Source organism: Streptomyces sp. NPDC050388 (assembly GCF_040655635.1).
GTDB lineage: Bacteria > Actinomycetota > Actinomycetes > Streptomycetales > Streptomycetaceae > Streptomyces.
Window position 1 is genome coordinate 1 of record NZ_JBFAKH010000010.1, and the last position, 26,075, is coordinate 26,075.

General features: G+C 72.5%; 25 protein-coding genes and 2 pseudogenes. 18 read left to right on the forward strand and 9 right to left on the reverse strand.

Annotated features, from left to right (window positions below):
* Positions 1-143: 143 nt before the first annotated feature.
* The 5 genes and pseudogenes from AB0I73_RS07685 to AB0I73_RS07705 form a co-directional block, all read left to right on the forward strand.
* Positions 144-803: pseudogene (locus AB0I73_RS07685) on the forward strand (DUF5753 domain-containing protein); the annotation flags it as partial.
* Positions 800-1,063: a DUF397 domain-containing protein gene (locus tag AB0I73_RS07690; protein ID WP_363034812.1), complete on the forward strand. Its 264-nt coding sequence runs from the start codon at positions 800-802 to the stop codon at positions 1,061-1,063. The pseudogene AB0I73_RS07685 and the gene AB0I73_RS07690, both read left to right, overlap by 4 nt.
* A gap of 158 nt (positions 1,064-1,221) precedes the next feature.
* On the forward strand, positions 1,222-2,505 hold the full coding sequence (locus tag AB0I73_RS07695; protein WP_363034814.1) for a M48 family metallopeptidase: 1,284 nt from the start codon (positions 1,222-1,224) through the stop codon (positions 2,503-2,505).
* A gap of 316 nt (positions 2,506-2,821) precedes the next feature.
* Positions 2,822-3,037: pseudogene (locus tag AB0I73_RS07700) on the forward strand (DUF4259 domain-containing protein); the annotation flags it as partial.
* Positions 3,010-3,363: a maleylpyruvate isomerase family mycothiol-dependent enzyme gene (locus AB0I73_RS07705; protein ID WP_363034816.1), complete on the forward strand. Its 354-nt coding sequence runs from the start codon at positions 3,010-3,012 to the stop codon at positions 3,361-3,363. The pseudogene AB0I73_RS07700 and the gene AB0I73_RS07705, both read left to right, overlap by 28 nt.
* A 39-nt stretch (positions 3,364-3,402) precedes the next feature.
* Here the strand turns inward: AB0I73_RS07705 and AB0I73_RS07710 are convergent, their stop codons facing one another.
* Together AB0I73_RS07710 and AB0I73_RS07715 are read right to left on the reverse strand one after the other, a co-directional pair.
* A complete protein-coding gene (locus AB0I73_RS07710) occupies positions 3,403-3,561 on the reverse strand; it encodes a hypothetical protein (protein WP_363034818.1) in 159 nt (52 codons plus the stop codon).
* A complete protein-coding gene (locus AB0I73_RS07715; RefSeq protein WP_363034820.1) occupies positions 3,521-4,060 on the reverse strand; it encodes a helix-turn-helix transcriptional regulator in 540 nt (179 codons plus the stop codon). Before AB0I73_RS07715 ends, AB0I73_RS07710 begins: the two co-directional genes overlap by 41 nt.
* A gap of 1 nt (position 4,061) precedes the next feature.
* Between AB0I73_RS07715 and AB0I73_RS07720 the strand changes: the two genes are divergently transcribed.
* Positions 4,062-4,616, forward strand: coding sequence for an ATP-binding protein (locus AB0I73_RS07720; RefSeq protein WP_363035036.1), 555 nt, complete (start codon positions 4,062-4,064; stop codon positions 4,614-4,616).
* Here AB0I73_RS07720 and mmuM read toward each other — a convergent pair.
* On the reverse strand, positions 4,501-5,418 hold the full coding sequence (mmuM, locus tag AB0I73_RS07725; protein WP_363034822.1) for a homocysteine S-methyltransferase: 918 nt from the start codon (positions 5,416-5,418) through the stop codon (positions 4,501-4,503). The genes AB0I73_RS07720 and mmuM overlap by 116 nt on opposite strands.
* 116 nt (positions 5,419-5,534) lie before the next feature.
* Here mmuM and AB0I73_RS07730 point away from each other — a divergent pair, with 116 nt between their 5' ends.
* The 3 genes from AB0I73_RS07730 to AB0I73_RS07740 all read left to right on the forward strand — a co-directional run bounded on the left by AB0I73_RS07730 (position 5,535) and on the right by AB0I73_RS07740 (position 7,773).
* Positions 5,535-6,368, forward strand: coding sequence for a class II glutamine amidotransferase (locus tag AB0I73_RS07730; protein WP_363034824.1), 834 nt, complete (start codon positions 5,535-5,537; stop codon positions 6,366-6,368).
* Positions 6,369-6,475: 107 nt separating this feature from the next.
* Positions 6,476-7,276 carry an isocitrate lyase/phosphoenolpyruvate mutase family protein gene (locus AB0I73_RS07735; protein ID WP_363034826.1) on the forward strand — a complete coding sequence of 267 codons (801 nt, stop codon included), beginning with the start codon at positions 6,476-6,478 and terminating at the stop codon, positions 7,274-7,276.
* Positions 7,277-7,353: 77 nt separating this feature from the next.
* Entirely contained in the window at positions 7,354-7,773 is a 420-nt protein-coding gene (locus AB0I73_RS07740; RefSeq protein ID WP_181383539.1) for an NUDIX hydrolase, read from the forward strand.
* Here AB0I73_RS07740 and AB0I73_RS07745 read toward each other — a convergent pair.
* The 3 genes from AB0I73_RS07745 to AB0I73_RS07755 form a co-directional block, all read right to left on the reverse strand.
* The gene (locus AB0I73_RS07745) at positions 7,760-8,509 is read right to left on the reverse strand and encodes a hypothetical protein (RefSeq protein ID WP_363034828.1); all 750 of its coding nucleotides are present in this window, start codon (positions 8,507-8,509) and stop codon (positions 7,760-7,762) included. The genes AB0I73_RS07740 and AB0I73_RS07745 overlap by 14 nt on opposite strands.
* Positions 8,510-8,539: 30 nt before the next feature.
* Positions 8,540-9,955 (reverse strand): hypothetical protein, encoded by a 1,416-nt coding sequence (locus AB0I73_RS07750; RefSeq protein ID WP_363034830.1) that lies wholly within the window; start codon positions 9,953-9,955, stop codon positions 8,540-8,542.
* 212 nt (positions 9,956-10,167) lie between these two features.
* Positions 10,168-11,424: an FAD-binding protein gene (locus AB0I73_RS07755; protein WP_363034831.1), complete on the reverse strand. Its 1,257-nt coding sequence runs from the start codon at positions 11,422-11,424 to the stop codon at positions 10,168-10,170.
* A gap of 189 nt (positions 11,425-11,613) precedes the next feature.
* Between AB0I73_RS07755 and AB0I73_RS07760 the strand changes: the two genes are divergently transcribed.
* The 5 genes from AB0I73_RS07760 (at position 11,614) to AB0I73_RS07780 (ending at position 18,168) form a co-directional block, all read left to right on the forward strand.
* Positions 11,614-12,933, forward strand: coding sequence for a radical SAM protein (locus tag AB0I73_RS07760; protein ID WP_363034833.1), 1,320 nt, complete (start codon positions 11,614-11,616; stop codon positions 12,931-12,933).
* A 250-nt stretch (positions 12,934-13,183) separates the two neighbouring features.
* Positions 13,184-14,692 carry a cellulose-binding domain-containing protein gene (locus AB0I73_RS07765; protein ID WP_363034835.1) on the forward strand — a complete coding sequence of 503 codons (1,509 nt, stop codon included), beginning with the start codon at positions 13,184-13,186 and terminating at the stop codon, positions 14,690-14,692.
* Positions 14,693-15,061: 369 nt separating this feature from the next.
* Entirely contained in the window at positions 15,062-16,132 is a 1,071-nt protein-coding gene (rsgA, locus tag AB0I73_RS07770) for a ribosome small subunit-dependent GTPase A (RefSeq protein ID WP_363035038.1), read from the forward strand.
* A gap of 87 nt (positions 16,133-16,219) precedes the next feature.
* Positions 16,220-17,626, forward strand: a complete 1,407-nt coding sequence (locus tag AB0I73_RS07775) for an AlkA N-terminal domain-containing protein (RefSeq protein ID WP_363034837.1) — start codon at positions 16,220-16,222, stop codon at positions 17,624-17,626.
* A 14-nt stretch (positions 17,627-17,640) separates the two neighbouring features.
* Complete coding sequence (locus AB0I73_RS07780; protein WP_363035040.1) at positions 17,641-18,168, forward strand: methylated-DNA--[protein]-cysteine S-methyltransferase; 528 nt, start codon at positions 17,641-17,643, stop codon at positions 18,166-18,168.
* 26 nt (positions 18,169-18,194) lie between these two features.
* On the opposite strand, the gene AB0I73_RS07785 is transcribed toward AB0I73_RS07780, so the two are convergent.
* A complete protein-coding gene (locus AB0I73_RS07785) occupies positions 18,195-18,677 on the reverse strand; it encodes a DUF456 domain-containing protein (RefSeq protein ID WP_363034839.1) in 483 nt (160 codons plus the stop codon).
* A 178-nt stretch (positions 18,678-18,855) separates the two neighbouring features.
* Here AB0I73_RS07785 and AB0I73_RS07790 point away from each other — a divergent pair, with 178 nt between their 5' ends.
* A complete protein-coding gene (locus tag AB0I73_RS07790) occupies positions 18,856-20,067 on the forward strand; it encodes a protein phosphatase 2C domain-containing protein (protein WP_363034841.1) in 1,212 nt (403 codons plus the stop codon).
* A gap of 93 nt (positions 20,068-20,160) precedes the next feature.
* Positions 20,161-21,903 (forward strand): pyruvate dehydrogenase, encoded by a 1,743-nt coding sequence (locus AB0I73_RS07795; protein WP_363034843.1) that lies wholly within the window; start codon positions 20,161-20,163, stop codon positions 21,901-21,903.
* Between the two features lie 7 nt (positions 21,904-21,910).
* Here AB0I73_RS07795 and AB0I73_RS07800 read toward each other — a convergent pair whose 3' ends face one another.
* Positions 21,911-23,254, reverse strand: coding sequence for a helix-turn-helix transcriptional regulator (locus AB0I73_RS07800; protein WP_363035042.1), 1,344 nt, complete (start codon positions 23,252-23,254; stop codon positions 21,911-21,913).
* Between the two features lie 290 nt (positions 23,255-23,544).
* Here AB0I73_RS07800 and AB0I73_RS07805 point away from each other — a divergent pair, with 290 nt between their 5' ends.
* Together AB0I73_RS07805 and AB0I73_RS07810 are read left to right on the forward strand one after the other, a co-directional pair.
* Positions 23,545-24,165, forward strand: a complete 621-nt coding sequence (locus AB0I73_RS07805; protein ID WP_363034845.1) for a hypothetical protein — start codon at positions 23,545-23,547, stop codon at positions 24,163-24,165.
* Positions 24,166-24,407: 242 nt separating this feature from the next.
* Positions 24,408-24,857: an ATP-binding protein gene (locus AB0I73_RS07810; protein ID WP_363034850.1), complete on the forward strand. Its 450-nt coding sequence runs from the start codon at positions 24,408-24,410 to the stop codon at positions 24,855-24,857.
* A gap of 14 nt (positions 24,858-24,871) precedes the next feature.
* On the opposite strand, the gene AB0I73_RS07815 is transcribed toward AB0I73_RS07810, so the two are convergent.
* Positions 24,872-25,915, reverse strand: a complete 1,044-nt coding sequence (locus AB0I73_RS07815) for a DUF2637 domain-containing protein (RefSeq protein ID WP_363034852.1) — start codon at positions 25,913-25,915, stop codon at positions 24,872-24,874.
* Between the last annotated feature and the right edge of the window lie 160 nt (positions 25,916-26,075).

The window sequence follows — 26,075 nt, forward strand, 5'->3', positions numbered from 1 at the left end:
ACGATCATCAAGGAGTACATCGAGAACCAGAAGCGTCCCGGCTGAGGCCGACAGTGCGGACCCGTGCACCCGTGCGGGTCACCCCTGTCTTGAGAAGTGCTTCCTCCCGGGCGTGAACGCCCGGGGTTCCGCGCTAGATCATGCTGAAACCGGACCTCGCCGACCAACTGGACGACCTCCTGGACACCAAGGGCGCGTTGACGGCTGCGCTGGCTCATATGCCGGAGGTGGATCTGGTGCCGCTGTGGGCGGAGGAGTATCTGGACCGGGAGCGGGAGGCCATTGCGATCTCCTCTTACGAGAACCAGGTGGTGCCGGGTCTGCTCCAGACGGAGGCGTACGCAAGGGCGGTCTTCCGCAGCCGTATCCCGGTGATCGACGAGGGAGAGATCGAACAGCACGTGGTGGCACACACTGAGCGGCAAACCATCTTCCACCACAAGGAGCCACCGATCACGTGCTTCATCGTCTGGGAGGCGGTGCTTCGAGACCACCTGGGCGGCGGCAAGGTGTACGTCGAACAGTTGCGACATCTGCGGCACCTATCCGAACTGCCAGGCCTCACCTTGTAGGTACAGCCACTGGGCCGGACCAGTCACGCGGCCCTCGACGGCCCCTTCGTCCTCTTGGAGACACCCGAACATCAGCGGCTCGCCTACACGGAAACCCAACGCGGTAGCCAACTGATCGCCAATCCCTACGAGGTGGCGATTCTGACCCAGAGGTGTGCCATGCTGCGGTCTCAGGCCCTCAACCCCGAAGATACGAGGGATCTACTGGACCGTCTGCTAGGAGACCAATGAGCAGCACCGTACTTCGGTGGTTCAAGTCGAGCTACAGCGGCAGCGACGGCGGCAACTGCATCGAAGTCGCCTACACCTGGCACAAGTCGAGCCACAGCGGCAGTGAAGGCGGGCAGTGCCTCGAAGTGGCCGCCCACCCCACCGCCATCCACATCCGCGACTCCAAGACCCCCGACGCCTCCCATCTCACCGTCACCCCGAAGACCTGGGCCGCGTTCCTGTCCGGGGGAGAGCCGACCGCGGCTGGACCGCGCCCGTAAGGGGCCTCGTTGAGTTCGTGGCGGGCCCCGGCGACGTCGAATGCCGGCCGGGGCCCGAGGCTTTACGCGGGCGCGCCTACATGATCAGCTTTGGCATGTCATGAACAGGCAGCCTTGGGAAGTCGGAAGGCTGTGGGGGGGGAAGGAACAGCGCTCTCATGCGCAGCACCACAGAAGAAGTGACTCGGCCGTGCCCTCGGTGCGGGGCCGAGATCCGTGAGGACAGCCGGTTCATCACTTGGTGCGCCGCGTGTGACTGGAACGTGGATCCGGCAAAGCCCGAGGAGAAGCAGGGACGGCTGGAGAGGGCACGGCGCACCCTGGCCCGTCGGCACGGGGAGAGGCTGCTCGCCGAGGTAACCGCCGGCAGGACGTTGAGTCCGAGGCGGGATGCCCCCGCGCTCCTCGCCTGTGCGATCGCGCTCGGCGTTCATGGCATGACCTTCGCCCTGCTGGCAGGCGGGATCTGGTGTGTCGTGAGCGGGTGGGGCGGTGCCGGGGTGGTGCTGGGCCTGTTCCTCCTGGCGCTCGCGTGGTCGCTCCGGCCGCGGCTGCCCGGGCTGCCCGACGACGCGCCGCTGCTGCACCGCGCGGAGGCACCCGAGCTGTACGCGCTGATCGACGAGGTCGCCCGCGTGGCCGACACCCGTGGTGTGGACGTGATCGCGGTGGACGCCGAGGTCAACGCCGCCGTGACGACCTACGGCGTGCGCGGTCGTCGCCTGCTGGTGCTGGGCCTGCCCCTGTGGGAAGTCCTCACCCCGCAGGAGCGGATCGCGCTGCTGGGCCATGAGCTGGGCCACTACAGCAACGGGGACACCCGTCACGGGCTGATCGTCGCGACCGCGTACCGTTCGCTGACCACGTGGCGCTACTACTTCACCCCGATCGCGAACCCGTCTCCGGGCGAAATGGTCGTCAACCTGCTCTACCTCGTGCCGTACTCGCTGCTCCAGGGCGTGCTGATGCTGCTCGACCAGCTGACGCTGCGCGCCACTCAGCGTGCCGAGTACCTCGCCGACTCCGTGGCCGCCCGCGCCGGCTCCACCGAGGCCGCCGTGGGGCTCATGGACCGGCTCCTGGTCGCGGAGTCGACCGCCACCACCCTGCGGATCGCAGCCAACAAGAGACGAGCCGTGCGGCGCGGCACCAGGCGGGCCGAGGAGCGCGGGGACGGGCTGTGGGAGCAGCTCGCCGCGCACATGGACGCGATCCCGGAGTACGAGTACGAACGTCAGCGCCGTGCAGGCGTCTTGAGGGGGCACAGCGTCGACTCGACGCATCCGCCGACCCATCTGCGCCGGGAGTGCCTGCTCACCGGTGTGCCCGTACCTGCGGCCGTGGTGGCGGACGACGACCGGGAGCACCGGATCGCCGCAGAACTGGCCGACGCACGCAGCACGGTGGCACGAAAGATCATCCGGGACGGCTTCGACGATTAGGCACCGTCTCCTGGATCCGTCCATGAGATCGTCGTGCTCATGATCGAGTCCTGGGGGATCGATGACGGAAGCGCCGTCGCCGGGTCGCCCGAAGCCTGCGGGCCGAACCAGGGGGAGCAAGAGTCGGTGCAGACGGCAGCCGCATGCGTGACTCACGACCGGAGGTCTGAGTGGACCCCACCGAGCCCGACATCACGCCGGCAGAACTCGCTTTCGCAGAAGGGCGACGCCTGCGCAGACGAGTCCTGCTCGCCCCAGGGGCGTGTTGTCGGTGCCCGATGCGAGGATCCCGCCGGAGCAACGCAAGGAGATCAGCATGGGCACCTGGGACACCGGCCCCTTCGACAACGACACAGCGGCGGACTTCGCCAACGTTCTCGACGACGCCGAACCCGAGGCACGCGAAGCCCTGATCCGAGGTGTCCTCATCCGGACGATCGACGCCACGGGCCACCTCGCGGAAGCGGAGGAAGCGGTGGCTGCCGCCGCACTGATCGCGGCGAAATGCCCCGGAGGCGACCCCGTCGACACGCCCTGCAGAACGCGCTCGGGCGTGCTCTCCCCTTCGACCCGGAGTTCGCGGCGGACGGCGTGGCGGAGGTCTTCGACACGATGGCGCCGCGTCAGTTCGCTCGCGGACGGGCCGAACCGCCACGCCATGCGCTGCGGCTGCGGGCCACCGACACCGGCCGGTCCTGGACTCACGGTCCGGGTGAGCCCGTCGCCGAGATCTCCGGAAAGGCGGAGCGGCTGCTGCTCATGCTCTGGGGTCGGGTGTCCGCTGCCGATGCGTCGGTCTCATGGTCGGGGGACCGCGCGGTGGGCGCAGCGGTTCTCGCCGGTCCGCTGACGCCCTGACCGCCCCGGACCGTCAGCTTCTGCTCGAACACCGGCTCCTCACATGCCGCGGTCAGGGCCTTCCCAACTGACCACGGTGTCCGTTTCGTTCATCGGCATGCTCTCGAAGACAATCGGGCCGGGACAGAAGACGGCACTGCCCGGACCGAACATGTCCTCACCGACCAGATACCGGTGGAGCCACTCGGCGAACGGCATTCGGTACTCGTAGTACAGCGCCTCCTCGCCGTTGCAGGCGAACAGCCGCCGTTCCCCCGTACCCGCCTCGAACAGATCCTCCCCGCGGTCGGTGTTGAGCAGCGGAAGGGGCGCCGAAGGGCGGGGCGGTGAAACCCTGGCACTCTACGTCCGTCAGGTCACTGTGAGACATGAACGCCCGGACCGTCTCCTGTGTCCATCGCCCCAGGTTCCGCCGGGCAGTGGAGGGATGGTTCAGGGGACGTCTGCCCTGTTCGATGGAGGCGATCTGCTGCTCGCTCACGACGAACTGTTCGCCCAGGGAGCGTTGGGTGTGCCCCGCCGCCTCCCGGAAGGTGGCGAGCAGGGCGCCCACCATCTTCATCGCGGACGCGTTCCTGCGTGACCGGGACCGTGGTCTTGCCGTGGTGCTCATAGGGTCGAACTCCCCACCCGCGCGTGTACGTTCACCGTCGCGCATGCGTACATACGGGACGTACGGGTGCGCGGACTGTTTCATGATGGGTACGGAGCGTGACTCTCGTCCTGTGAATCAGGAAACTTCACCCCTGTCCCGAGCCCAAGCCCCACGTGAGCGGTTCTTCCGGCGTGAGCGCCGGTCCGTGCCCGACGCGCGGGCGTTCGCGCGGCGGGTGCTCGCAGAGTGGGGTGCGTGCGGGCGTGAGGACGATGTGCTGCTGTGCGTCAGCGAACTCGCCACCAACGCGCTGGTGCACGGTGTGCCGCCGGGCCGTGGGTTTCTGCTGCGGATGCTGCCGTACGGCGACGGTGGCGTACGGGTCGAGGTGCACGACAGCGGGGGCGGCGTACCGGCCGTGCCGCAGGCGGAGGCACGGGAGCCGCAGGAGGGCGGCCGCGGGCTGCTGCTGGTGGGGGAGCTGGCGGACAAGTGGGGCGTGGGGGAGCGGGGCCCGGGGAAGGTCGTGTGGTGCGAGTTCGCTACGGCTCCCGCACCGCGCGGGCGATCGCCGCGATCGTCTCCGGCCCCACCCGGCAGCACCCTCCGATCAGCCGTGCCCCGGACTCCCGCCAGTCCGCGACCCGGCCGGCCGTGAAGGTCGGCCGGCCGGTCCATGCCCGCGCCCCGGCGTCCCAGGTCTCGCCGCTGTTGGGGTAGACGACGACGGGTTTGCCGGTGACGCGGGTGGCGAGGGCGACGGCGTGATCGGCGTCCTCGGGGGTGCAGCAGTTGACGCCGACGGCGATCACCTCGTCCGCCCGCGCGGCGAGCGCGAAGGCGTCCGACAGGGGCTGACCCGCGCGGGTGCGGTCACCGGACGCCGAGTACGACAGCCAGGCCGGGACGCCGAGTCCCCGCACTGCCCGGAGCAGGGCCTTCGCCTCGTCGGTGTCGGGGATCGTCTCCAGGGCGAGCACGTCGGGGCCGGCGGCGGCCAGGGCCTCCATGCGGGGCCGGTGGAAGCGTTCCAACTCGGACACGGTGAGCCCGTACCGGCCCCGGTACTCGGACCCGTCGGCGAGCATCGCGCCGTACGGGCCGACGGAGGCCGCCACCCGGAGGGTGCGGGGCGTCCGGGCCCTGCGGGCCGCCTCGCGGGCGCACCCGACGCTCAGAGCGAGCAGGCCGGCTGCCTCCTCCCGTCCGATCCCGCGCCGGGCGAAGCCCTCGAAGGTGGCCTGGTAGCTGGCGGTGATCGCCACGTCCGCGCCGGCCTCGAAGTAGGCGAGGTGCGCCTCGGTGACCGCCTCGGGGTCCTCGGCGAGCAGGCGCGCCGACCACAGTTCGTCGCTCAGGTCGTGCCCGGCCGCCGCGAGCTGGTTGGACATGCCGCCGTCGAGGACGACCGTGCCGCCCGCGAGGGCGTCGGTGAGGGCGGGGACGGGGGCGGTGCTCACTTCCCCGACGGTAGTCGAGGCGGTCCCCGGCCTGCCTCGCGGCCTCACAGCGCGCCCCTGCGGCAGGGCTGGGATCCTGAGGGGAGACGACCCCGCGGTCGGGAAGGCGGTGGACGATGTGCCGTTGGCTGGCCTACTCAGGCACCCCCATCCTGCTCGACAGCCTCCTTTACAAGCCGAAGCCCTCGCTGATCGATCAGAGCCTGCACGCCAAGCTGGGCGTCGAGACGACCAACGGTGACGGGTTCGGCGTCGGCTGGTACGGGCCCCGCGCCGACACTCCGGCGGTCGTCCGGGAGATCGGCCCGGCCTGGAGCAGCCGCAATCTGCGGGAGATCGCCCGCCACGTCCGCTCGTCCCTGTTCTTCGCCCACATCCGGGCCTCGACCGGATCAGCGGTGCAGGAGACCAACTGCCACCCGTTCCGTCACGGCCGCTGGATGTGGATGCACAACGGTGCGATCACGGGTTTCCACCGCATGCGGCGCGACCTCGCCCTGACCGTCGATCCGGAACTCTTCCTCTCCGTCGAGGGGTCGACGGATTCCGAGCTGATGTTCTACCTGGCGCTCACCTTCGGCCTGGAGCAGGATCCGCCCGGCGCGGTCGCGCGGATGGTGGGCCTGGTGGAGCGGGTCGGGCGCGAGCACGGTGTGGAGTACCCGCTGCAGATGACGGTGGCGGTGACCGACGGGCGACGGCTGTGGGCATTCCGCTACTCGACGCAGCGGGCGTCCCGTTCGCTCTTCTACAGCACGCGCGTGGAGACGCTGCGCTCTCTCCACCCGGACGTGGAGTTCCTGCGTGAGGCGTCCGACGAGACCCGCCTCATCGTGTCGGAGCCCCTGGGGGACCTGCCCGGCATGTGGAACGAGGTCCCCGAGGGCAGGTACGGCGTCGTCCAGCCCGAAGGGGACGAGATGGTTCGTTTCATCCCTCAGCCGGTGTAGGGGTGGGTCCCCGGTGGGGGCGGGTGGCTTCGTCCCGCCGGGCCGGGGCAGCGGGGCGCGCGGACGCTTCGGCCGGAACCGAAGCGTCCCGCCCCTAGCGTTGCCCCATGACCCAGAGGACCTTCGCCGATCTCCACCACGCCGACGAGCCCCTCCTGCTGCCCAACGCCTGGGACCACGCTTCCGCGGTGGCTCTCGCCGCCCGGGGGTTCCCGGCGGTCGGCACCACCAGCCTGGCCGTCGCGGCGGCGGCCGGGCTGCCCGACGGGGCGGCGGCGACCCGGGAACAGACCCTGCTGCTCGCCCTCACCCTCGGCTCCGAGCCGTTCCACCTGTCCGTGGACGCGGAGGGCGGATTCAGCGACGACCCGGACGAGGTGGCCGGGTTCGCCCGTGAACTGCACGCCGTGGGCGCGGTCGGCATCAACCTGGAGGACGGGCTCGGGCCCGTCGACCGGCACGCCGCGAAGGTCGCCGCCGTCCGGGCCGCGGCCCCCGGCCTCTTCGTCAACGCCCGCACCGACACCCACTGGCTCGGTGACGGCGAGGGTGACGACACGATCCGGCGCCTCGATGCCTACCGACAGGCCGGCGCACACGGTGTGTTCGTCCCCGGGCTCACCGACGCCCGGGAGATCGCCTCCCTGGTACGCCACTTGGGAGACGTTCCCCTCAACATCCTCTATTCGCCCGCCGGTCCCTCCGTCCCCCGCCTCGCCGACCTCGGCGTGCGCCGGATCAGCCTCGGCTCGCTGCTGTACCGGAGGGCGCTGGGCGCGGCGGTGGAGGCGGCGACCGGCATCCGGGCGGGCCGCGCACCCGGGGGACCGGCACCCACGTACGAGGAGATCCGGGCACCGATCCGGGAGGCCGACGGTGCGGCCGACGCCACGGCTTCCTTCGGGTGACCCTGGTACGGTGGCGGCTTTCGCGGGTATCAGAACCCTTGGACCCATCTCCGGCGAAGGACCGAGGAACCATGGACATGGACATCCCCGGCGACAAACGGCTGGCGGCAGCGGTCGTGAGGGACGACGAGGGGCGTGTGCTCCTGGTGCGTCGCAGCGAGACCGAGAGGTTCCTTCCCCGGGTGTGGGGCGTGCCGTGCGGCAAGCTCGATCCCGGTGAGAGCGCCCGGGACGGCGCGCTGCGCGAGCTGAAGGAGGAGACCGGTCTGCTCGGTGAGATCGTGCGCAAGGTCGGCGAGTCGTCCTTCCTCAGCGAGTACGCGGGGCACGAGGTCAAGAACTGGCAGGAGAACTTCCTGGTCCGTCCGCTCTCCCGGGAGGTCACGCTGCCCAGTCCGGATCAGGACCACGCCTGGCTCCACCCGTCCGAGCTGACCGGTGTCGACATCGACGCCTACAACCTGGACGTCGTACGGCAGGCGCTCACGGACTCCTGAGCAGCTCCGCCAGCGCGCCCAGCGCGTCCAGGTAGGCCGGCACGTTCAGCGGTACCTTCGGCATCGCCGCCGGCTGTGGGCCCGCCGCCGTGAACACGTCGGTGTGCCGCCGTCGTCGCCCGCCCGTCTCCAGGAACAGCGTCACCGTCGGCGCGTCCGTGTCGCACCAGGCGCGGTGCAGGGTGTGCGCCGGCAGGGCGTAGGTGCTGCCCGCCGCGTACCGGCCCAGATGGGTCAGGCGCAGCCGCGCCGGACCCGCCGGTGCCAGCAGCCAGTCGGCCGACCCCTCGGCCAGCGACTCCTCGAACCGGGTCGTCCTGATCCCGGCGCCGCCCCGCGCCCCGGGCCCCGTCTCGGGCATCTCCTCGTACAGCTCCGTGCACAGGCGCCCTCGTACGACATGGGAGGCCAGCGCCGAGCGGTGGTTGTGGATGTCCTCCCGGCCGGTGCCGTCCGCCCCCGCGTGCCACACGTGTGCGCGCAGCACGTGCAGCGGGCCCGCGTCGACCAGCAGCAGTTTGTCGAAACCGAGGACGTGCCGGTACGACAGCCCGGCGCAGGCCTCCGGATCACCCGCCCCGGAGGCGAGTTCGGTGACCAGCTCCAACAGGACTTCCGGTGAACCGAGTTCGGCGACCACCGCATGAGCCGCGGCCACCCGGTCCCGTTCGGGCAACGTACCGTCCAGGGTCCTCGCCAGCAGCCGCCGCGCCGCCGGAACCCGCTGACCGCCCATGCACTCCGTCCTCCGTCCTCCGGCTCCCGCTCACCGCGCGGGTGCCGTCTCGTCGGGCCGATAGGTCCACACCGCGTGGGCGCGCAGCGCCGTCACACCCTGGTACGTCATCCACATCGGGCGCCGCAGTTCCGTGCTGTCGCCCCGTTCCCAGGACCAGATGCCGTCCTGCTGCCCTGCCCGCACCGACGCCGCCGCGCCGTCCAGCAGCTCCCGCCAGGTGTCCTCCAGGCCGTCCTGCCGGGCCACCTCCAGCGCGCCCGGGGACAGCAGGGCGCGCACGATCCAGGACGCGGTGAAGTGCCGTACGTTCAGGACCTCGTGGTGTGCGGGGTCGTCGGGGCGCGGGCGCCGTACCTCCTCGCGCCGGTACTCCAGGTCCAGGCAGGCGTGGTGCGGCGCGTCGGGGCAGGACAGCAGCCAGCGCACCCCGTCCTCACGGGCGGCCCGCACCGCCGCGCTCTCGCCCAGGACGCGGGCCGCGCGGTCGAGGGCGAGCACCGCCTGCGCGGTGTGCACCGGGGACGGCGGCCCGTACGGAGGGTCGAGTCGGTAGCCCCAGCAGCGCAGGTGGTCCCGGCCCGGATCGCTGATCGACCCGTCGACGAGTGCCTCCCGCAGCACCGGCAGGGCGTCGCAGTCGGGCGCGGCGCGCAGCAGCCCGCGCAGCACCGTCGTCATCACGTGCGTCGACTCGCGGCCGGCCCGGTCGGCCTCACGGGTGAAGGCCGCCGTGCAGAGGTCCACCTCCCGCGCCAGCCGCCCGCCCCGGGTCGAGCCCGCACGGGCCAGGGCGCCCAACACCAGCGCGGTCACTTCGGGACGGGCCCGCGCGCCCTGCGACCGCGCCGACCAGCCGCCGTCGGGCAGTCGCAACCGCCACAGCGTGTCGGCCAGTTCGCCCGGCGTGAGGCGTCCGTCGGGCATGCCCAGGTCGAGCATGGTCTGCAGCCCGTACGCCGTACCGACCGAGGTGGGGCGGGACGGGGTGCTCTCGCCCAGGGAGTGCGACCAGCCGACGAGCCGCCCGCGCTCCGGATCGTCGACGACGGACACCTCGTCGACGAGGGTGTCGTGGGTGGCCGCGAACAGGCGCGGGAGCGGGCCGGGCACCGGGCCGGCGGTGGGCACGGGAGGCGGTAGGGGCCGCTGGTCCGAAGCCGTGGCGCGGGCCCGTACCAGGGCCGCGGCGAGCCAGGCGGCGAGCGTGGTGCCGAGTCCGCTCACCGAGGCGACCAGGTACTTCGCGGCTTCCCCGTCGACGGAGTCGGGCAGCACCTCGAAGAGGAACTGGAACACGGCGTATCCGGCGGCCACGCAGCCGAACCCGCCCAGCCAGCCCACGAAACGGGTCGGCCGGGAGGCCGCGTCGTCCCCTCCGGCGGGGGCGCGGTCGTCCGGACGGGTGGGGTGCAAGGGGCCGCGGCCGAGCTGCTGTGGGGACAAGGCGCGCTTCATCCCCTCCCGTTGGGCGGCACATGACGTCCGCGATCACGCCATCTTAGAAAAAAGGCTCCGACTCAACGTCCGTACCGCTGTTTTCGCCGTCTCACACCCGGCACCGCCGTCCGATGCGTGACCGTGGCACATGCGCCCCCTTCGGGCCTCGTCTCCGGCTCTTCCGGGGCCGGTTCGCCAGGAACCAGGAAGGGGAGCAGTCAACCGCCCAGGACGCTCCGGACGAACGTGTTGGTGAACTTCCCCCCGGGATCCAGGGACCGGGCCAGGGTCCGGAAGTCGTCCAGGCGCGGGTAGCGGGCGCGCAGGTCGGCCGCCGGCGTGGTGAACACCTTCCCCCAGTGCGGTCGTGCCTCGAAGGGCGCCAGCGCCTCCTCCAGCCGCCGCACCACGGGCAGCACGGCCGAGGTGTCCTCCACCCAGGTGAAGTGGGCGGCCACGGTGTCCCGGCCGTAGCAGGGGCTGAGCCACTGGCTGTCGGCGGCCACCGTCCGCACCTCGCAGGTCTGCAGTACGGGGGAGACGGCCTCCCGGATCCCGTCGATCGCGTGCAGCACGTCGAGGGCGAACCGGCGCGGCAGCAGATACTCCGACTGCAGCTCCGACCCGCTGCTCGGGGTGAACTCCGCGCGGAAGTGCGGCAGCCGCTCGTGCCAGGGCCCCGGCACCCCGAACTGCTCCGTGCAGTTCGCCGCAGGCATGCCGGGCACGGGGTGCAGTTTCTCGGTCGCGGGCGCGGCCCAGGGGAAGTCCGGCAGCGGCTGGTCCGTACGCCGCTTCACCCACACCTGCCGGAAGCCCGGCGCACCCCAGTCGGTGAACAGGCTCACGCTGTACGCGGCCGACATCACCTTCTCGAAGGTGGCGGCATCCAGCCCGGCCTGCGGGAGCTCGGTGAACAGATGCTGTTCGACGTCGTAGGCGGGCGTCAGGTCCAGGGTGAGTGCGGTGACCACACCGAGCGCGCCGAGCGAGGTGACCGCCCCGCCGAACCGCGCTTCGTCCCCGCGGTCGATCCGTACCGTCGAGCCGTCCGCCGTGACCAGTTCCACCGTGCGCACGGACGAGGCGAGCGGGCCGTTGCCGACCCCGGAGCCGTGCGTGCCGGTGGCGACCGAGCCGGCCACCGAGATGTGCGGGAGCGACGCCATGTTCGCCAGCGCCAGCCCGTGCCGGTGCACCTGCCGGGCCAGTTCGGCGTACCGCACGCCGCCGCCGACCCGGACCGTCTTGGCCGCCGTGTCCACGTCGATCTGCGGGGGCAGCGCGTCGAGGGAGAGCAGGACGCCGTCCGCACCGGCCTCGGCGATCTCGTTGAAGGAGTGCCCGCTGCCCAGGACCCGCACCCGGGAACTCCCGGCGACCCGCGTGCGCAGCGCGTCCAGGGTGTGCGGGCGGTGCAGCTCCTCGGCGGCGTACGTGATGTTGCCGGCCCAGTTGGTCACGGTCCCGGTCATGCGGCGGCCCCTCCCCGAGTCGTCGAGCGTGTCGGGGACATCACATCACCGTGCCGACCGGCCCCGATGCCGGGGGCCGCCGGTCCGTTCACCGGCCCCGGTTGCACACCCGAGGGGGCCGGGGGCATACCGTGAGGAGTCGTACGTCCGAGCCGGGAGTCGTACGTCCGAGCCGGAAGGAGACACGGGATGGGCAGCCGGACCGCGCTGGTCGAGGATCTTATGGAGCGGTTCCCGCACGTGCCGCGCGAGGCCGTCTTCAAGGAGGACCTGCTCCGGGGCGGTGTCGCCTTCGACCCGTCCGCGCTGAGCGACAACGAGAACGGCGAGGTCAAACCGAAGTCGTACTTCATCTTCTCCTTCGACCACGGCACGCTGCCCGAGCTGGGCGAGGCCGCGCTGCGGCGCCCGCCCGAGGAGATCATCCTCACCGGCGGCCCCTACGACCTGCGCCGGACGGTCGTCTCCGTCCGGGTGAACCCGGCCTCCCCGTACCGGGTCGCCGCGAACGAGGACGGCGTGCTCGGCCTCTACCTCGACGGGAAGCGCATCGCCGACGTCGGCGTGCCGCCGATGCCCGAGTACTACCGGCACACCCTCGCCAACGGGAAGTCCGTCATGGAGGTGGCCCCGACCATCCAGTGGGGCTACCTGATCTACCTGACCGTCTTCCGGGTCTGCCAGTACTTCGGTGCCAAGGAGGAGTGCCAGTACTGCGACATCAATCACAACTGGCGCCAGCACAAGGCGGCCGGCCGCCCCTACACCGGGGTCAAGGACGTCGAGGAGGTCCTCGAGGCCCTGGAGATCATCGACCGGTACGACACGGCGAAGGCGTCCACCGCCTACACCCTCACCGGCGGCGCGATCACCAAGACGGTCGCCGGCCGTGACGAGGCCGACTTCTACGGGCACTACGCCAAGGCCATCGAGGAGCGCTTCCCCGGCCGCTGGATCGGCAAGGTCGTCGCCCAGGCGCTGCCCAAGGACGACGTGCAGCGCTTCAAGGACTACGGCGTGCAGATCTACCACCCCAACTACGAGGTGTGGGACCGCCGTCTGTTCGAGCTGTACTGTCCGGGCAAGGAGCGCTACGTCGGCCGCGACGAGTGGCACAGGCGCATCCTGGACTCCGCGGACGTCTTCGGCGCGCGCAACGTCATCCCCAACTTCGTGGCGGGCGTGGAGATGTCCGAGCCGTTCGGCTTCACCACCGTCGACGAGGCCATCGCCTCGACCACCGAGGGCCTGCGCTTCTTCATGTCGCACGGCATCACGCCCCGCTTCACCACCTGGTGCCCCGAGCCGACGACCCCGCTCGGCAAGGCCAACCCGCAGGGAGCGCCGCTGGAGTACCACATCCGGCTCCTCGAGGCGTACCGCGCCACGATGGACGAGTTCGGTCTGGCCTCGCCCCCCGGCTACGGCCCGCCCGGACCCGGCCGTGCGGTGTTCTCCGTGAGCTCCTTCATGGACAGCCTCCCGGAGCAGGAGCCCGTCGAGGCGTGAGGACCCCCGGGCCCCTCGAGGGCCCTTGAGCAAGGCCGAGAGGGCCGGAACCGGGACGGTTCCGGCCCTTCTTGCGTAGGGTGCCCGGGGGCGTGCCCGGGGGCGTGCGCGGGCGCCGTGGTGCGCGAAGTGGAGACAGCGCTTGTCAGTTGTGTCGACAGCGTGAAAAGCTCGTCCATCGCCCCCGCGGTTTTCCCCAACTGCTTTGCCGATGTCACGAGTTGACCTCTTTCGTGGATGCAGGAGACTCATGCCCGACCTGCCGGCCCCCCAGGACGCCACCGAGGCGGCACTGTTCTCCGAGTGCTGGGACGCGGTGCTCTCCTACGCCGACCTGTGCACGGCCGGCTCCACCGCCGCCGCGCGACTGGCGCGCGAGGCGTTCGCCCAGGGCATACGCGAGGTGCGCGAAGCGGAGGCGGCCACCGTACGCGCGGCCGGCCGCCGCTCGTCCAGGCTGCCCCGAATACCCCTGCTGCTGACCGCCGTCCGCACCACCGCAGCGGCCTGGGAGGAGAGCGGACAGGGACACCGGCTCGATCCCGACCTGCGGCTGTGGCTCCACTCCGAGAACGCCGCCCGCTTCACCGGCCCGCCGCTGTCGCGCCCGGTCGCCCTGCGCGGACTGCGCGATCTGCAGCAGGCCGACGCCGAACTGCTGTGGCTGGCCGAGGCAGAGTCCCTCCCGCTGCCCCTGGTGGCCCGTCGGCTGGGCCTCGACCCTGACACCGCCGCCGACGAACTCGCCCAGGTACGCGGCTTCTTCCGGGACCGGTGCCACCGCAACCACCTCGACTCCCCGATGGACGCGGAGTGCCGCAGCTACGCCCGGCTGCTGGACGCCGTCACCCGTTCGCCCGCCGCCGAAACCCCCGAAGACCTCTCCCAACACCTCGCCACCTGCGTGCGGTGTGCCGAGGCCGCGGCCTGTCTTCGGCTGCACGACGGCGGGCTGCCCGGCGCCCTCGCCGGCGGGGTCGTCGGCTGGGGCGGCCTGGCCTATCTGGAGCGCCGCCGCCGCGCGGCCGAGGCGCGGCTCGGCCCCGGCCGCCCCGACGGCCCCGGCGCGGGCGGCGACCCGGCCGACGGAACCGGCCGGGCACGCGCCACCCGCAACGGGCTGCTGGTCGCCGCCGTCCTGGTGTCCGCCCTCGCCCTCGCCGTCTCCCTGATGCCGTTCGGCGGCACGGAGGCCGACAGCGCGATCCGCACCGGCGCCGACCCCGGACCGGTGGCCGACCCGGGCCCGTACCCGCCCGCGGCGCCCGCCCCCACCGCCTCCGTCACCGCCTCTGGCCCCGCCCCCTCCGGCGCTCCCCGACCGCCCTCCGAAGGCGCCCCGGACCCGGCGAAACCCGACCCCGACCCCGAGCCCCAGGGCAGCACCACCGCCACCGCCGAACCCCGGACCACCGCGCCCCGGACCACCGCGCCCAGCAGGCCGGCCGTCTGCCACGCCGCGTACGACCTGGTCAACCAGTGGCCCGCCGGCTTCCAGGCCACCGTCACCGTCACCACGACGGAGCCTCTCGACTCCTGGCGCGTGGCCTTCACCTTCGAGGACGGCCAGCGCGTCACCCAGATGTGGGACGCCGACGTCAGCCAGAACGGGCCCCGCGTCACCGCCACCGCCACCGACTACAACAAGACCGTCCCCGCCGGCGGGAAGCTCGCCTTCGGCTTCATCGCCTCCTGGAACGGCACGAACCCCCCGCCCTCCGACATCACCCTCGACGGCCACTCCTGCGCGACCGTGTGACGTGACCCGTCCCGAAGCCCCCGGGCATCGGGGCGCCCGTCAAACAGGTGGCGCCCCGGGCCGGCGGTCTCCTACAGTGAGGGCCGCAGCACACGAGCGGCGCGCGCATGCGCCGTGGTCCGCTGCCGCCGGATCGAGCGAGGGACGGGAGGTGTGACCGATGGCTGTCTTCGTGATGGGCGCTGCCCGCATCCAGGAATCCATCCGTTTCATCTCCGTGGCCACCGGCTGACCTCACCTTTCCGTTCCGCGCGTCTTCGCGCGGCCGCCGGGGCCACCCTCGCGAAGGGTCACCCCTTGAGTTCCACCTCTTCTTTCCCCACCTCCGCCACCACCTCCTCCGTCTCCCTCCCCGCGTCGAAGTCCTCCGTGCTGGCCGCCTACGGCTGGGACAGGACGTGGGCCGACGCGTTCGCCCCGTACGAGGCCGAGGGGCTGCTGGCCGGGCGCGTGGTGCGAGTCGACCGCGGGCAGTGCGACGTGGTCACCGCCGACGGGACCGTACGGGCCGACACCGCGTTCGTCACCCCGCGCGACCCCCTGCGGGTCGTGTGCACCGGGGACTGGGTCGCCGTCGAACCGGAGGGCGGCACCCCGCGCTACGTACGGGCGTACCTGCCGCGGCGCACCGCCTTCGTGCGCTCCAGCTCCTCCGAGCGGTCCGAGGGACAGATCCTCGCCGCCAACGTCGACCACGCCGTCATCGCCGTCTCGCTCGCCGGTGAGCTGGACCTGGCGCGGATCGAACGGTTCCTCGCCCTCGCCTGGGAGTCCGGGGCGCAGCCGGTGGTCGTGCTCACCAAGGCCGACCTGGTGCCGGACGCGGTGACCCGGGCCCATCTGGTCCAGGACGTGGAGACCACCGCGCCCGGCGTCCCGGTGCTCGCCGTCAGCGCGCAGGAGGGCGAGGGGCTGGACGTCCTGGCCGCGGTCGTCTCCGGCGGCACGTCGGTACTGATCGGCGTGTCGGGCGCGGGCAAGTCCACCCTCGCCAACGTGCTCCTCGGCGAGGAGGTGATGGACGTCCAGGCGGCCCGAGAGGTCGACGGCAAGGGCCGCCACACCACCACCACCCGCAATCTGCTCGCCCTGCCCGGCGGGGGAGTCCTCATCGACACCCCGGGCCTGCGGGGCGTCGGGCTCTGGGACGCCGGCAGCGGCGTCGGCCAGGTGTTCTCCGAGATCGAGGAGCTCGCCGGGGGCTGCCGTTTCCACGACTGCGCGCACGAGAGCGAACCGGGGTGCGCGGTCCTCGAGGCCATCGAGACGGGTGCCCTCCAGGAACGCCGCCTCGAGAGCTACCGCAAGCTGCTGCGGGAGAACCAGCGCATCGTCGCCAAGACCGACGCGCGGCTGCGCGCGGAGATCCGCAAGGAGTGGAAGCGGAGGGGGGCGGTGGGCAAGGCGGCGATGGAGGCGAAGCGGGGCCGCCTGCGCTGACCCGCCGGCGTACTCCTCGCCGCACCCGCCTCCCTGTCCGATTTCCGCCAGCCGACCTCCCTCGGCCGGCGGAGACTGGACGGTGTGATGGACGAGGACAGCAGGTACGAGGCGGTGCGCAGCCGGGACGGACGGTTCGATGGCGCGTTCTTCTTCGCCGTCGGGACGACCGGGATCTACTGCCGTCCCAGCTGCCCCGCCGTCGCACCGAAACGACGCAACGTGCGGTTCTTCGCGACCGCCGCCGCCGCGCAGGGCGCCGGATTCCGGGCCTGTCGGCGGTGCCGTCCGGACGCCGTCCCGGGCTCCGCCGAGTGGAACGTGCGCGCCGACGTGGTGGGCCGGGCCATGCGGCTGATCGCCGACGGCGTGGTCGACCGCGAGGGCGTCGCCGGACTGGCCGCCCGGCTCGGCTACAGTGCCCGCCAGGTGCAGCGCCAGCTCACCGGCGAACTGGGCGCCGGGCCCGTCGCCCTCGCCCGCGCGCAGCGCGCGCACACCGCGCGCGTGCTGCTGCAGACCACCGGGCTCCCGATCACCGAGATCGCCTTCGCCGCCGGGTTCGCCAGCGTGCGGCAGTTCAACGACACCGTCCGGGCCGTGTACGCCGCGACCCCCACCGCACTGCGCGCCGCCGCACCCGGCCGCGGCCGGGCCGCCGCCCGCCGTACGCCCGCCCCCACGGCGGGCATCCCCGTGCGGCTCGCCCACCGCGGCCCGTACCAGCCCCGCCCCGTCTTCGACCTGCTGGAACGCGAGGCGGTCCCGGGCGTCGAGGAGGTCACCGGAATCCCGGGTGCCCGCACCTACCGGCGCACCCTGCGGCTCCCGTACGGCATCGGCGTCACCGCCGTCGACGAACGTCCCGGGACCGCGCGCACCGGCTCCGCCGCCCGCCCCGGCGGCTGGCTCGACGCCCGTGTCCACCTGACCGACCTCCGGGACCTGACCACCGCCGTCCAGCGACTGCGCCGCCTCTTCGACCTGGACGCGGACCCGTACGCCGTGGACGAACGGCTCGGCGCCGACGCGCGGCTCGCCCCGCTGGTCGCCGCCCGGCCCGGACTGCGCTCGCCGGGCACCGCCGACCCGGAGGAACCCGCGGTACGGGCCCTGGTGGGCCGCGAGGAGGCCGCGCGGCTGGTCCAGCGGTACGGCAAGAGGCTCGACGCCCCCTACAGGAGCCTCACCCACCTCTTCCCCGAACCGGCCGTCCTCGCCGAGGCCGAACCCGGTGGCACCCTGGGCGCGCTCACCGCCGCCCTCGCGGACGGCACCGTACGCCTCGACCCCGGCGTCGACCGGGACGACGCAGCGGACGCCCTGCGTGCCGTTCCCGGCCTGGACGCCCGTACCATCGCCGAGATCCGCACCCGTGCCCTCGGCGACCCGGACGTGGCCCCGCCCGGTCCGGAACTGCCCGACAGCTGGCGCCCCTGGCGCTCATACGCACTGAACCACCTGCGCGCGGCAGGGGAGTTGGAGTACCGATGACCACGACGACCACGATGAACGCGACGAACGCGACGAACGCGACGCCGAGCACCCCGCACCCGTACTGGACGAGTGTGCCGAGCCCGCTCGGGCCGTTGCTCCTCACCGCCGGGCCGGACGGGGAGCTGACCTCGCTCTCGGTGCCCGGTCAGAAGGGCGGTCGCGGTGTGCCGGCGGGCGGGCGGCAGGACCCGGGACCGTTCCGCGCGGCGGAGGAACAGCTCGCCGCTTACTTCGCCGGTGAGCTGAGGGATTTCCGGCTGCCCCTGCACACCGCCGGCACCCCCTTCCGGGAGAAGGTCTGGGCCGCGCTCGACGACGTCCCCTACGGGGCGACCGTGTCGTACGGCGAGATCGCCGCCCGGATCGGTGCCTCCCGGGCCGCCGTACGGGCCGTCGGCGGCGCGATCGGCGCCAACCCGTTGCTGATCGTGCGCCCCTGCCATCGGGTGATCGGCGCCGACGGGTCGCTGACCGGATACGCGGGTGGCCTGGACCGCAAGGTGCGGCTGCTCACCCACGAAGGGGTGCTTCGCCCGTAGCCGGGGGCCCGTTTCGTCCGGGGCACTCAGCTCCAGAACACCGCGCTGAGCCAGGCCGCCGTGATCAGCTGGCAGGTGAACAGTTCGGTCAGCAGGCTCCAGCCGCCCGCGCGCATCGCCGTACGCGTCGCCGCGACCGCTTCGCCGTGGCGGCCCAGACGGATCCGCTCGCCGGCGTGGATCCCGGCCACGAAGCCCGGGACGGCGCCCAGCACGGGCACCAGGACGAAGCCGAGGAACGACCCCGCGCCGGCGTACGCGAGCACCCGCCCCTCGATCCCGTCGGCCCGTAGCCGGCGGGGCGGCAGCGTCCAGCGGACCACCTGGGAGAGGAGCAGGGCGCCGGTCGCCCCGACGAGCACCCACCACGCCACGGGCCGCGGGTCCTTCAGGGCCCACCAGAGGATCCCGGCCCACACCAGCCACGACCCCGGCACCCCGGGCAGCAGTACTCCGCACAGACCGAACAGGATCACCAGCCCGGTCAGCAGGAGGTCCCACGCTCCCATCCGCCCAGGGTGCCGGAGGGCGGCGAGAGGCGCAGACCAGGTGCGCCGGACCCGCACCGACCACTGCTGCCGAAGGGACGTTCCGGGTGGCGGGTGGCGCGCCGTCGCCGCCCGGCACCGGGGACGGATTTCCTGATGCCCCGTTTCCATCGGGCCCCCGCGGTGGAGAATTGAGGGTATGAGCGAGCAGGGGGGCGGGTCCGCCGGTCACGAGGACGACTGGTGGGGGCAGTTGTACGACGACGCCGGTGATGACACGGGCTCCGCGCCCGCGGCCGACTCCCTCGACGACCGCTTCGACTCCGCGGCCGGCACGGTGAACGAGCGGTCGACCGCGCCCGCCGCCGAGGCCACGCCCACCCTCGCCGATGTCCCCGCCGCCCCCCGTGCACAGCGTCCCGTCCGCCCCGCCGGAGCGCCGCCGGTGCCGCGCGGCCATGTGGGCTCCCGGCCGCCCGCCTACGACGCCGAACCCACCGCGCTGCCCGCCGCCGACCCCCACGAACTGGACGACCTGGTCCCGGACACCGTGCTGGACGGCGCCCGGTACGGGGCCTGCACCCTGCGGGCCGCCTCCGTACGGGGCGACTCCGCGCGGTATCGGGGCGAACCGCGGCGGGACGCCCTGCTGACCGCCCGGTTCGGCAGCGGGGAGCGGGCACTGGTGCTGGTGGCGGTCGCGACCGGCGTACGGGCCACCCCCGGCGCACACCGCGCGGCCGCCGAGGCCTGCCGGTGGATGGGCAAGGCGGTGGGCCTCAGCCATTCCCGCCTCGCCGAGGACATCGGGGCCGCCCGGCGCGGCGAACTCAAGTCCGGACTGCACCGCCTCACCGACCGCACCCTCGGCAGGCTCCGCGCGGGCGCCGCCGAGCAGGGCCTCGAACCCGAGGCGTACGGGGCCACCCTGCGCTGCCTCCTGCTGCCCGCCGACCCCGAATGCCGTACCCGGGTGTTCTTCGGCGTCGGCGCCGGCGGTCTGTTCCGGCTGCGGGACGGCGCGTGGCAGGACATCGAACCGGAAGTCGCCGAGGCCAGGGGAGGGGCCGTGATGGGCTTCGGCTCGCCGCCCTCCGAGACCCCCGAGGGCGACCGGCTCACCATGGACCTCGGCATCCCGACGCCCCCGAGCCCGTACGAGCCCGCCCCCGGCCCCCCGCGCGAACCCTTCCGCTTCCGCACCTCCATAGCCCGTGAGGGCGACACCCTCCTGCTGTGCAGTGCGGGCCTCGCCGATCCGCTGCGCGGCGAGCGAGAACTCCGGTCCCACCTGGCCGAGCGGTGGTCCCGAACCGAACCGCCGGGCCTCGCCGCGTTCCTCGCCGACACCCAGGTACGGGTCAAGGGGTACGCGGACGACCGTACGGCCGTCGCCGTCTGGGAGGCGTGAGCGCGACGGGTGTGAATTCATGGAACCCGGAGGGAGAACCGGAGGCCCACAAGCCCGAGGGATTCACGGACACCGAAGGGGCACCCGAGAGCCATGGCCAAACAGAACGTCGCGGAACAGTTCGTCGACATCCTGACCCGCGCGGGAGTCAAGCGCCTCTACGGCGTCGTCGGCGACAGCCTCAACCCCGTGGTCGACGCCGTGCGCCGCAACTCCGCCATCGACTGGGTCCACGTCCGGCACGAGGAGACCGCCGCCTTCGCCGCCGGTGCCGAGGCCCAGATCACCGGCCGGCTCGCCGCCTGCGCCGGCTCCTGCGGGCCCGGCAACCTCCACCTCATCAACGGGCTGTACGACGCCCACCGGTCCATGGCCCCGGTCCTCGCCCTCGCCTCGCACATCCCCTCCAGCGAGATCGGCCTCGGCTACTTCCAGGAGACCCATCCCGACCAGCTGTTCCGCGAGTGCAGCCACTACAGCGAGATGATCTCCAGTCCCCAGCAGATGCCCCGGCTGCTGCACACCGCCATCCAGAACGCGGTGGGCCGCTCCGGGGTCAGCGTCGTCACCCTGCCCGGTGACATCGCCGACCACGCCGCCCCGGAGAAGGCCGCCGAGACCGCCCTGGTCACCTCCCGGCCCACGGTCCGGCCCGGCGACGCCGAGATCGACCGGCTCGTCGACATGATCGACGCGGCCGGGAAGGTCACCCTCTTCTGCGGCGCCGGCACACAGGGCGCGCACGCCGAGGTCATGGAGTTCGCCCAGAAGATCAAGTCCCCGGTCGGGCACGCCCTGCGCGGCAAGGAGTGGATCCAGTACGACAACCCGTACGACGTCGGCATGAGCGGGCTGCTCGGATACGGCGCCGCCTACGAGGCCACCCACGAGTGCGACCTGCTGATCCTGCTCGGCACCGACTTCCCGTACAACGCCTTCCTCCCCGACGACGTGAGGATCGTCCAGGTCGACGTGCGGCCCGAGAACCTCGGCCGCCGCTCGAAACTGGACCTCGCGGTGTGGGGCGACGTGCGGGAGACGCTGCGCTGCCTGACCCCGAGGGTCAAGGCCAAGGACGACCGCAGGTTCCTCGACCGGATGCTGAAGAAGCACGCGGACGCGCTGGAGGGGGTGGTGAAGGCGTACACGCAGAATGTCGAGAAGCACGTGCCGATCCACCCCGAGTACGTGGCCTCCGTGCTGGACGAACTCGCCGAGGACGACGCGGTGTTCACCGTGGACACCGGCATGTGCAACGTCTGGGCGGCCCGCTACGTCTCGCCCAACGGCCGCCGCCGGGTCATCGGTTCCTTCTCCCACGGCTCGATGGCGAACGCGCTGCCGATGGCGATCGGGGCGCAGTTCGTCGACCGGGGCCGACAGGTCGTGTCGATGTCCGGGGACGGCGGATTCACCATGCTCATGGGTGACTTCCTCACCCTCGTCCAGTACGACCTGCCGGTGAAGGTCGTCCTCTTCAACAACTCCTCGCTCAGCATGGTCGAGTTGGAGATGCTGGTTGCCGGGCTGCCCTCGCACGGAACCGCCATGAAGAACCCCGACTTCGCCGCCGTCGCCCGCGCCTGCGGCGCGCACGGGGTGCGGGTGGAGAAGCCGAAGGACCTCGCCGGAGCCCTCAAGTCGGCGTTCAAGCACAAGGGTCCGGCCCTCGTCGACGTCGTCACCGATCCCAACGCGCTGTCCATCCCACCGAAGATCAGCGCCGAGATGGTGACCGGCTTCGCGCTGTCCGCGTCGAAGATGGTGCTGGACGGCGGGGTGGGCCGGATGCTCCAGATGGCGCGCTCCAACCTGCGCAATGTGCCCAGGCCGTGACGGGAGGTCAGCCCGTGCGGGGCGCCCAGCGGCGGACGCTGGTGTCGTACTCGTGGTGAGGCAGGCCCTCGATGCCGCTGGTGCGGAACGGACGGCCCCGGTCGTCGATCCGCACGGTGCCGGAACGGCCGGTGGAGGACCAGTCCAGTTCCAGGTACCAGCGGCAGTCGCAGGTCACGGTCCGGGCGGTGACCTGCAGCACCTCCGGGTCCGTCGCGGAGACCCGGTAGGGCATCCGGACCGCCGGGATCGGCGTGCCGGCGTCGTTCCCGGCGACCGCGCGGGCGACGGGCCGGTCCTTGTCCAGGTCCACGTCGAAGTACCGCGGGGTGAGGGCGCCGCCGCAGCCCTGGTCCATGGCGTACGCGTTCCCCGGGGCGGGGTCGCTGCGGCCGGTCACCCGGACCCGCAGCGCCGTGAGGACGACGGCCGTGTCGGACGTCCCCTGCACGGACAGCTCCACGATCGTCTCGCCCCCGTGCACCGCCGTCTGCGTCGCCGCCCAGGTACCGGCGTCCTGCGGCGCCGGGGGCGGCGGAACCTGGGCGGGCGGCTTGGCGATGACGTAGTCGTGGCCGCAGCCGAACGCCCAGGCATGCGAGTCGACGGTCCAGGCGAGGGGCGTCCCGGCGGGGGAGGCGGACCTCTCGGGGGTGCGTCCGGTGCCCCCGGGGGTGGCCGGGCCGGACGGCTCGCCCCGTGCCCCGGGGGCGTCGGGGGTGCGCCCCGGGACGGAGGAACCAGAGGAACCTGACGCGGGCGGCGACGGGGCGGGGCGGTCCGCTGCCGTGGGTTCCGCGGATGCGGTCGGTGCCGGGTGTGCGGTGGCGACCCGGGTGCCGTCGTCGGGGGAGGAGCGGTGGCCGTCCGGCAGTGCGGCCAGTGTTCCCGCCGTGGCGAGTGACGCACAGGCGACGGCAAGTGTGCCCGTGACGCGCTTGCGCCGGTACCAGGGCCGGGGGCGGGCGGGCGCGGGCCGAGGGCCGCTCACGGTGCCGGCGTCCGGGGCGGGACGCTCGGTGTCGGTGTCGGCACCGGCAGCGTCACCGCCGGGAGCGTCCGAACCCGCCTCCGCCTCCGCCTCCGCCGCCCGAGGCCGTTGTCGTGCCGCGACCGCCAGGAGCCAGCGACGGTGGAGTTCCAGGCGTTCCCCGCCCGACGCCCCGCACAAGGCGGCGAAACGCTCCACGGGCGCGAAGTCGAGGGGGACCGCCTCTCCGGCGCAGTAGCGGTGCAGGGTCGAGGTGTTCATGCCGAGACGGCGGGCCAGCGAGCCGTAGCTGCGGTCCGTACGCTCCTTCAGTTCCCTCAGCAGCGCCGCGAACCGCGCCACATCGTCCTGTGCCGACACCGTCACCTCGTACTCGTTGGGCCGAACCGGGCACGGAACGGCATCCCAGGCACCCCATGTACCTGCACGTCAGACGGGCTGGGATGGTTCCATCCCCAGGGATCGGGCGCCGACGCTTGCGCCGGCCTCCCGGGACGGCCGATGCTCTGGGTGTCGTCCCGACGACCACCGGACGGACCACCGCGCCCCTGCCGGTGGCCGCGGTGCACGACGGCCGGACCAACGGCCGGCCGAGACGGCCGCAACACGCCGTACCGCATCCCACCACGCACTCCTCACGGGGGACACCCATGCCCAAGCGCACCCGCGCCGCCGCACTCTCCGCACTCACCGTCGCCGCCCTCGCCGCCGTCACGGCACTCACCGGGCCGGCCGGGGCCCTGGAGAACAAGGCCGCCTCACCCAGGTTCCTCGCGGCTTCCGAGCTGCCTCCGCACGCGTGGTCCGAGTGGACCGCGGGACCGGTCACCGACGGCTTCCCGATGGAGCTCGCCCGCTGCCTGGGCGAGGGCGTGCCGGCCCACGGCTACCGGCACCGGGTCTTCCACACCGAACTGGACACGGGTGCCGTGCAGGCCACCGTCGTGACCGGCTCGGCCGCCCAGGGCAAGGCACTGGCCGCACTGCTGAACAAGAAGATCCGTTCCTGCGCGGACCGGATCGAGCGAACCGACCCGGAACTCGACGCCGAGGGCCGGTACTACGGCTCGCTGCCGGTCGAGGAGGGCGCGCAGGTGCACGGTCTGCACACCAGCGCCTCCTGGGGGGCCACCGACATCCACCTGCTGTCCGTGGGACGGGACGGCAGGACGGTGACCGTCGTGGGCTGGGGGCAGATGGGCGACTTCGACGACGCCCCGGTGGCCGCCTTCAAGAAGACGACGACCACGGCCGTCGACAAGCTGTACTGACGGCGCCCACGACCACCGTGAAGACCGGGGTCGTCCTCTCGCCACGGGGGTCGGGAGGACGACCCCGCACACGTGTGTGGCCGTTGAAGTTCGGCCAATAACCGGCCTTGACCATGCCACATGACTTGGCGCGTGGGTGAGGGGGCATGGATTCCCATGGACATGTTCGAGCCGCAGGGGGAATCGACACCGGAACGCGGGCGGGGGCCATGAGAAGGCAGGCACGAGGGGGTGGCCCCGGCATGGCCGGGACGACCCGGGTGACGACCGTGGAGGAGACGGCCGACGGCGACGGGGAGCGGGCCCCGGCGGCACAGCTGAGACGCCGGCTGGGACGCGCGGACCTGCGGGCGGTGCCCGAGTCCCGCCACGACCTGCGAGAACTGCTCAGGCACTGGGGCAGACCCGGACAGTCGGAGACGGCCGAGCTGCTCACCACCGAGCTCGTCACCAACGCACTGGTCCACACCGACCGGGCGGCGGTCCTCACCGCCACCGTCGGGCCCCGTGGACTACGGGTCGAGGTGCGGGACTTCGTGGACCACGAGCCCCGGCCGCGGGTACCGGACGCAGGTGACGGTACGCACGGCCGGGGGCTGGTGCTGGTCGAGTCCCTCGCCGACGCGTGGGGGATCAGGGCGCACGCGGTGGGCAAGGCGGTCTGGTTCGAACTCGACGCGGACGCCGCCTGACGCGTCGTCGCCCGTCAGCCGAACTGCTGCTCCAGGTCCTTGAGCTTGCGCTCCAGGGAGTCCAGGCGCGGCAGTGCCTGGGTGTCGTCCTCCGCGGTGAGGTCGACGGTCACCGGGTCGGAACCGCGGCGTACCGGCTGGAGGGAGGGACGCGCGCGCATCGGCAGGGCCTCCGGCGCCGGTATGACGGGCTCCGCGGGGACCATGTCGTCGGCCCGCTCCACCGTCGGAGCCTCCGCCTGGTGGCCGGCGCCCCGGCCCAGCACACCGCGGTGGCCGCGGCTGATCGCCTTCAGCCGCGCCCGCTCCACCCGCTCGTGCTCGCGCCTGCGCCGTCGCGTCTCGTCCTTCTGGCGCTGGTCCTCGCGCACCTCCTCGACCGCCTCGTCCAGGCTGCGCACGCCCTCCAGGAGCATCAGCGACCAGGCACGGTACGTCTCACGGGGGGCCCGCAGCCAGCGGACGATACGGATCTGCGGCAACGGTCGCGGCACCAGGCCCTGTTCGCGCAGGGCGGCCCGGCGGGTCTGCTTCAGCGCGCGGTCGAACAGCACGGCCGCCGACAGGGACATACCCGCGAAGAAGTGCGGGGCGCCCGCGTGTCCGATGCCCCGGGGAGCGTGCACCCAGTTGAACCAGGCCGCGGCGAACGCGAACGTCCACACGAGTATGCGGGAGCCGAGCGCCGCGTCACCGTGGCTCGCCTCGCGCACGGCGAGCACCGAGCAGAACATCGCCGCGCCGTCCAGACCGAAGGGGACGAGGTACTGCCAGCCGCCGGACAGGCCGAGGTTCTGCTCACCGAAGCCGACCAGACCGTGGAAGGAGAGCGCCGCCGCCACCGCCGCACAGCAGAACAGCAGGACGTAGGAGACGGTGCCGTAGACGGCCTCCTTGCGCCTGCGGCGCTCCTCGCTGCGCTCCCACGAGTCGTCCGCACTCGTGTCCTTGACCGAGGAGCGCTTGCCGCGCGCGAGCACCGCCACCGCCGCCAGCATGCCCAGGAGCAGCACGGCGCCCGGAAGCAGCCAATTCAGCGATATATCGGTCAGTCTCATCTAGGGGTCCCTTGCATTGGGATAGGGCGTAACGCCCGCCATAGTGGCCCAATCCCACCGTCCCTCAGGGGATTTCGGGGCAAGTGGCGGCCATCGAAGCGCGAGGGGACACCCAGGGCGTCGTTCTGCTCGAACTGACGCTTTGGTCGTGAGAGTCGGG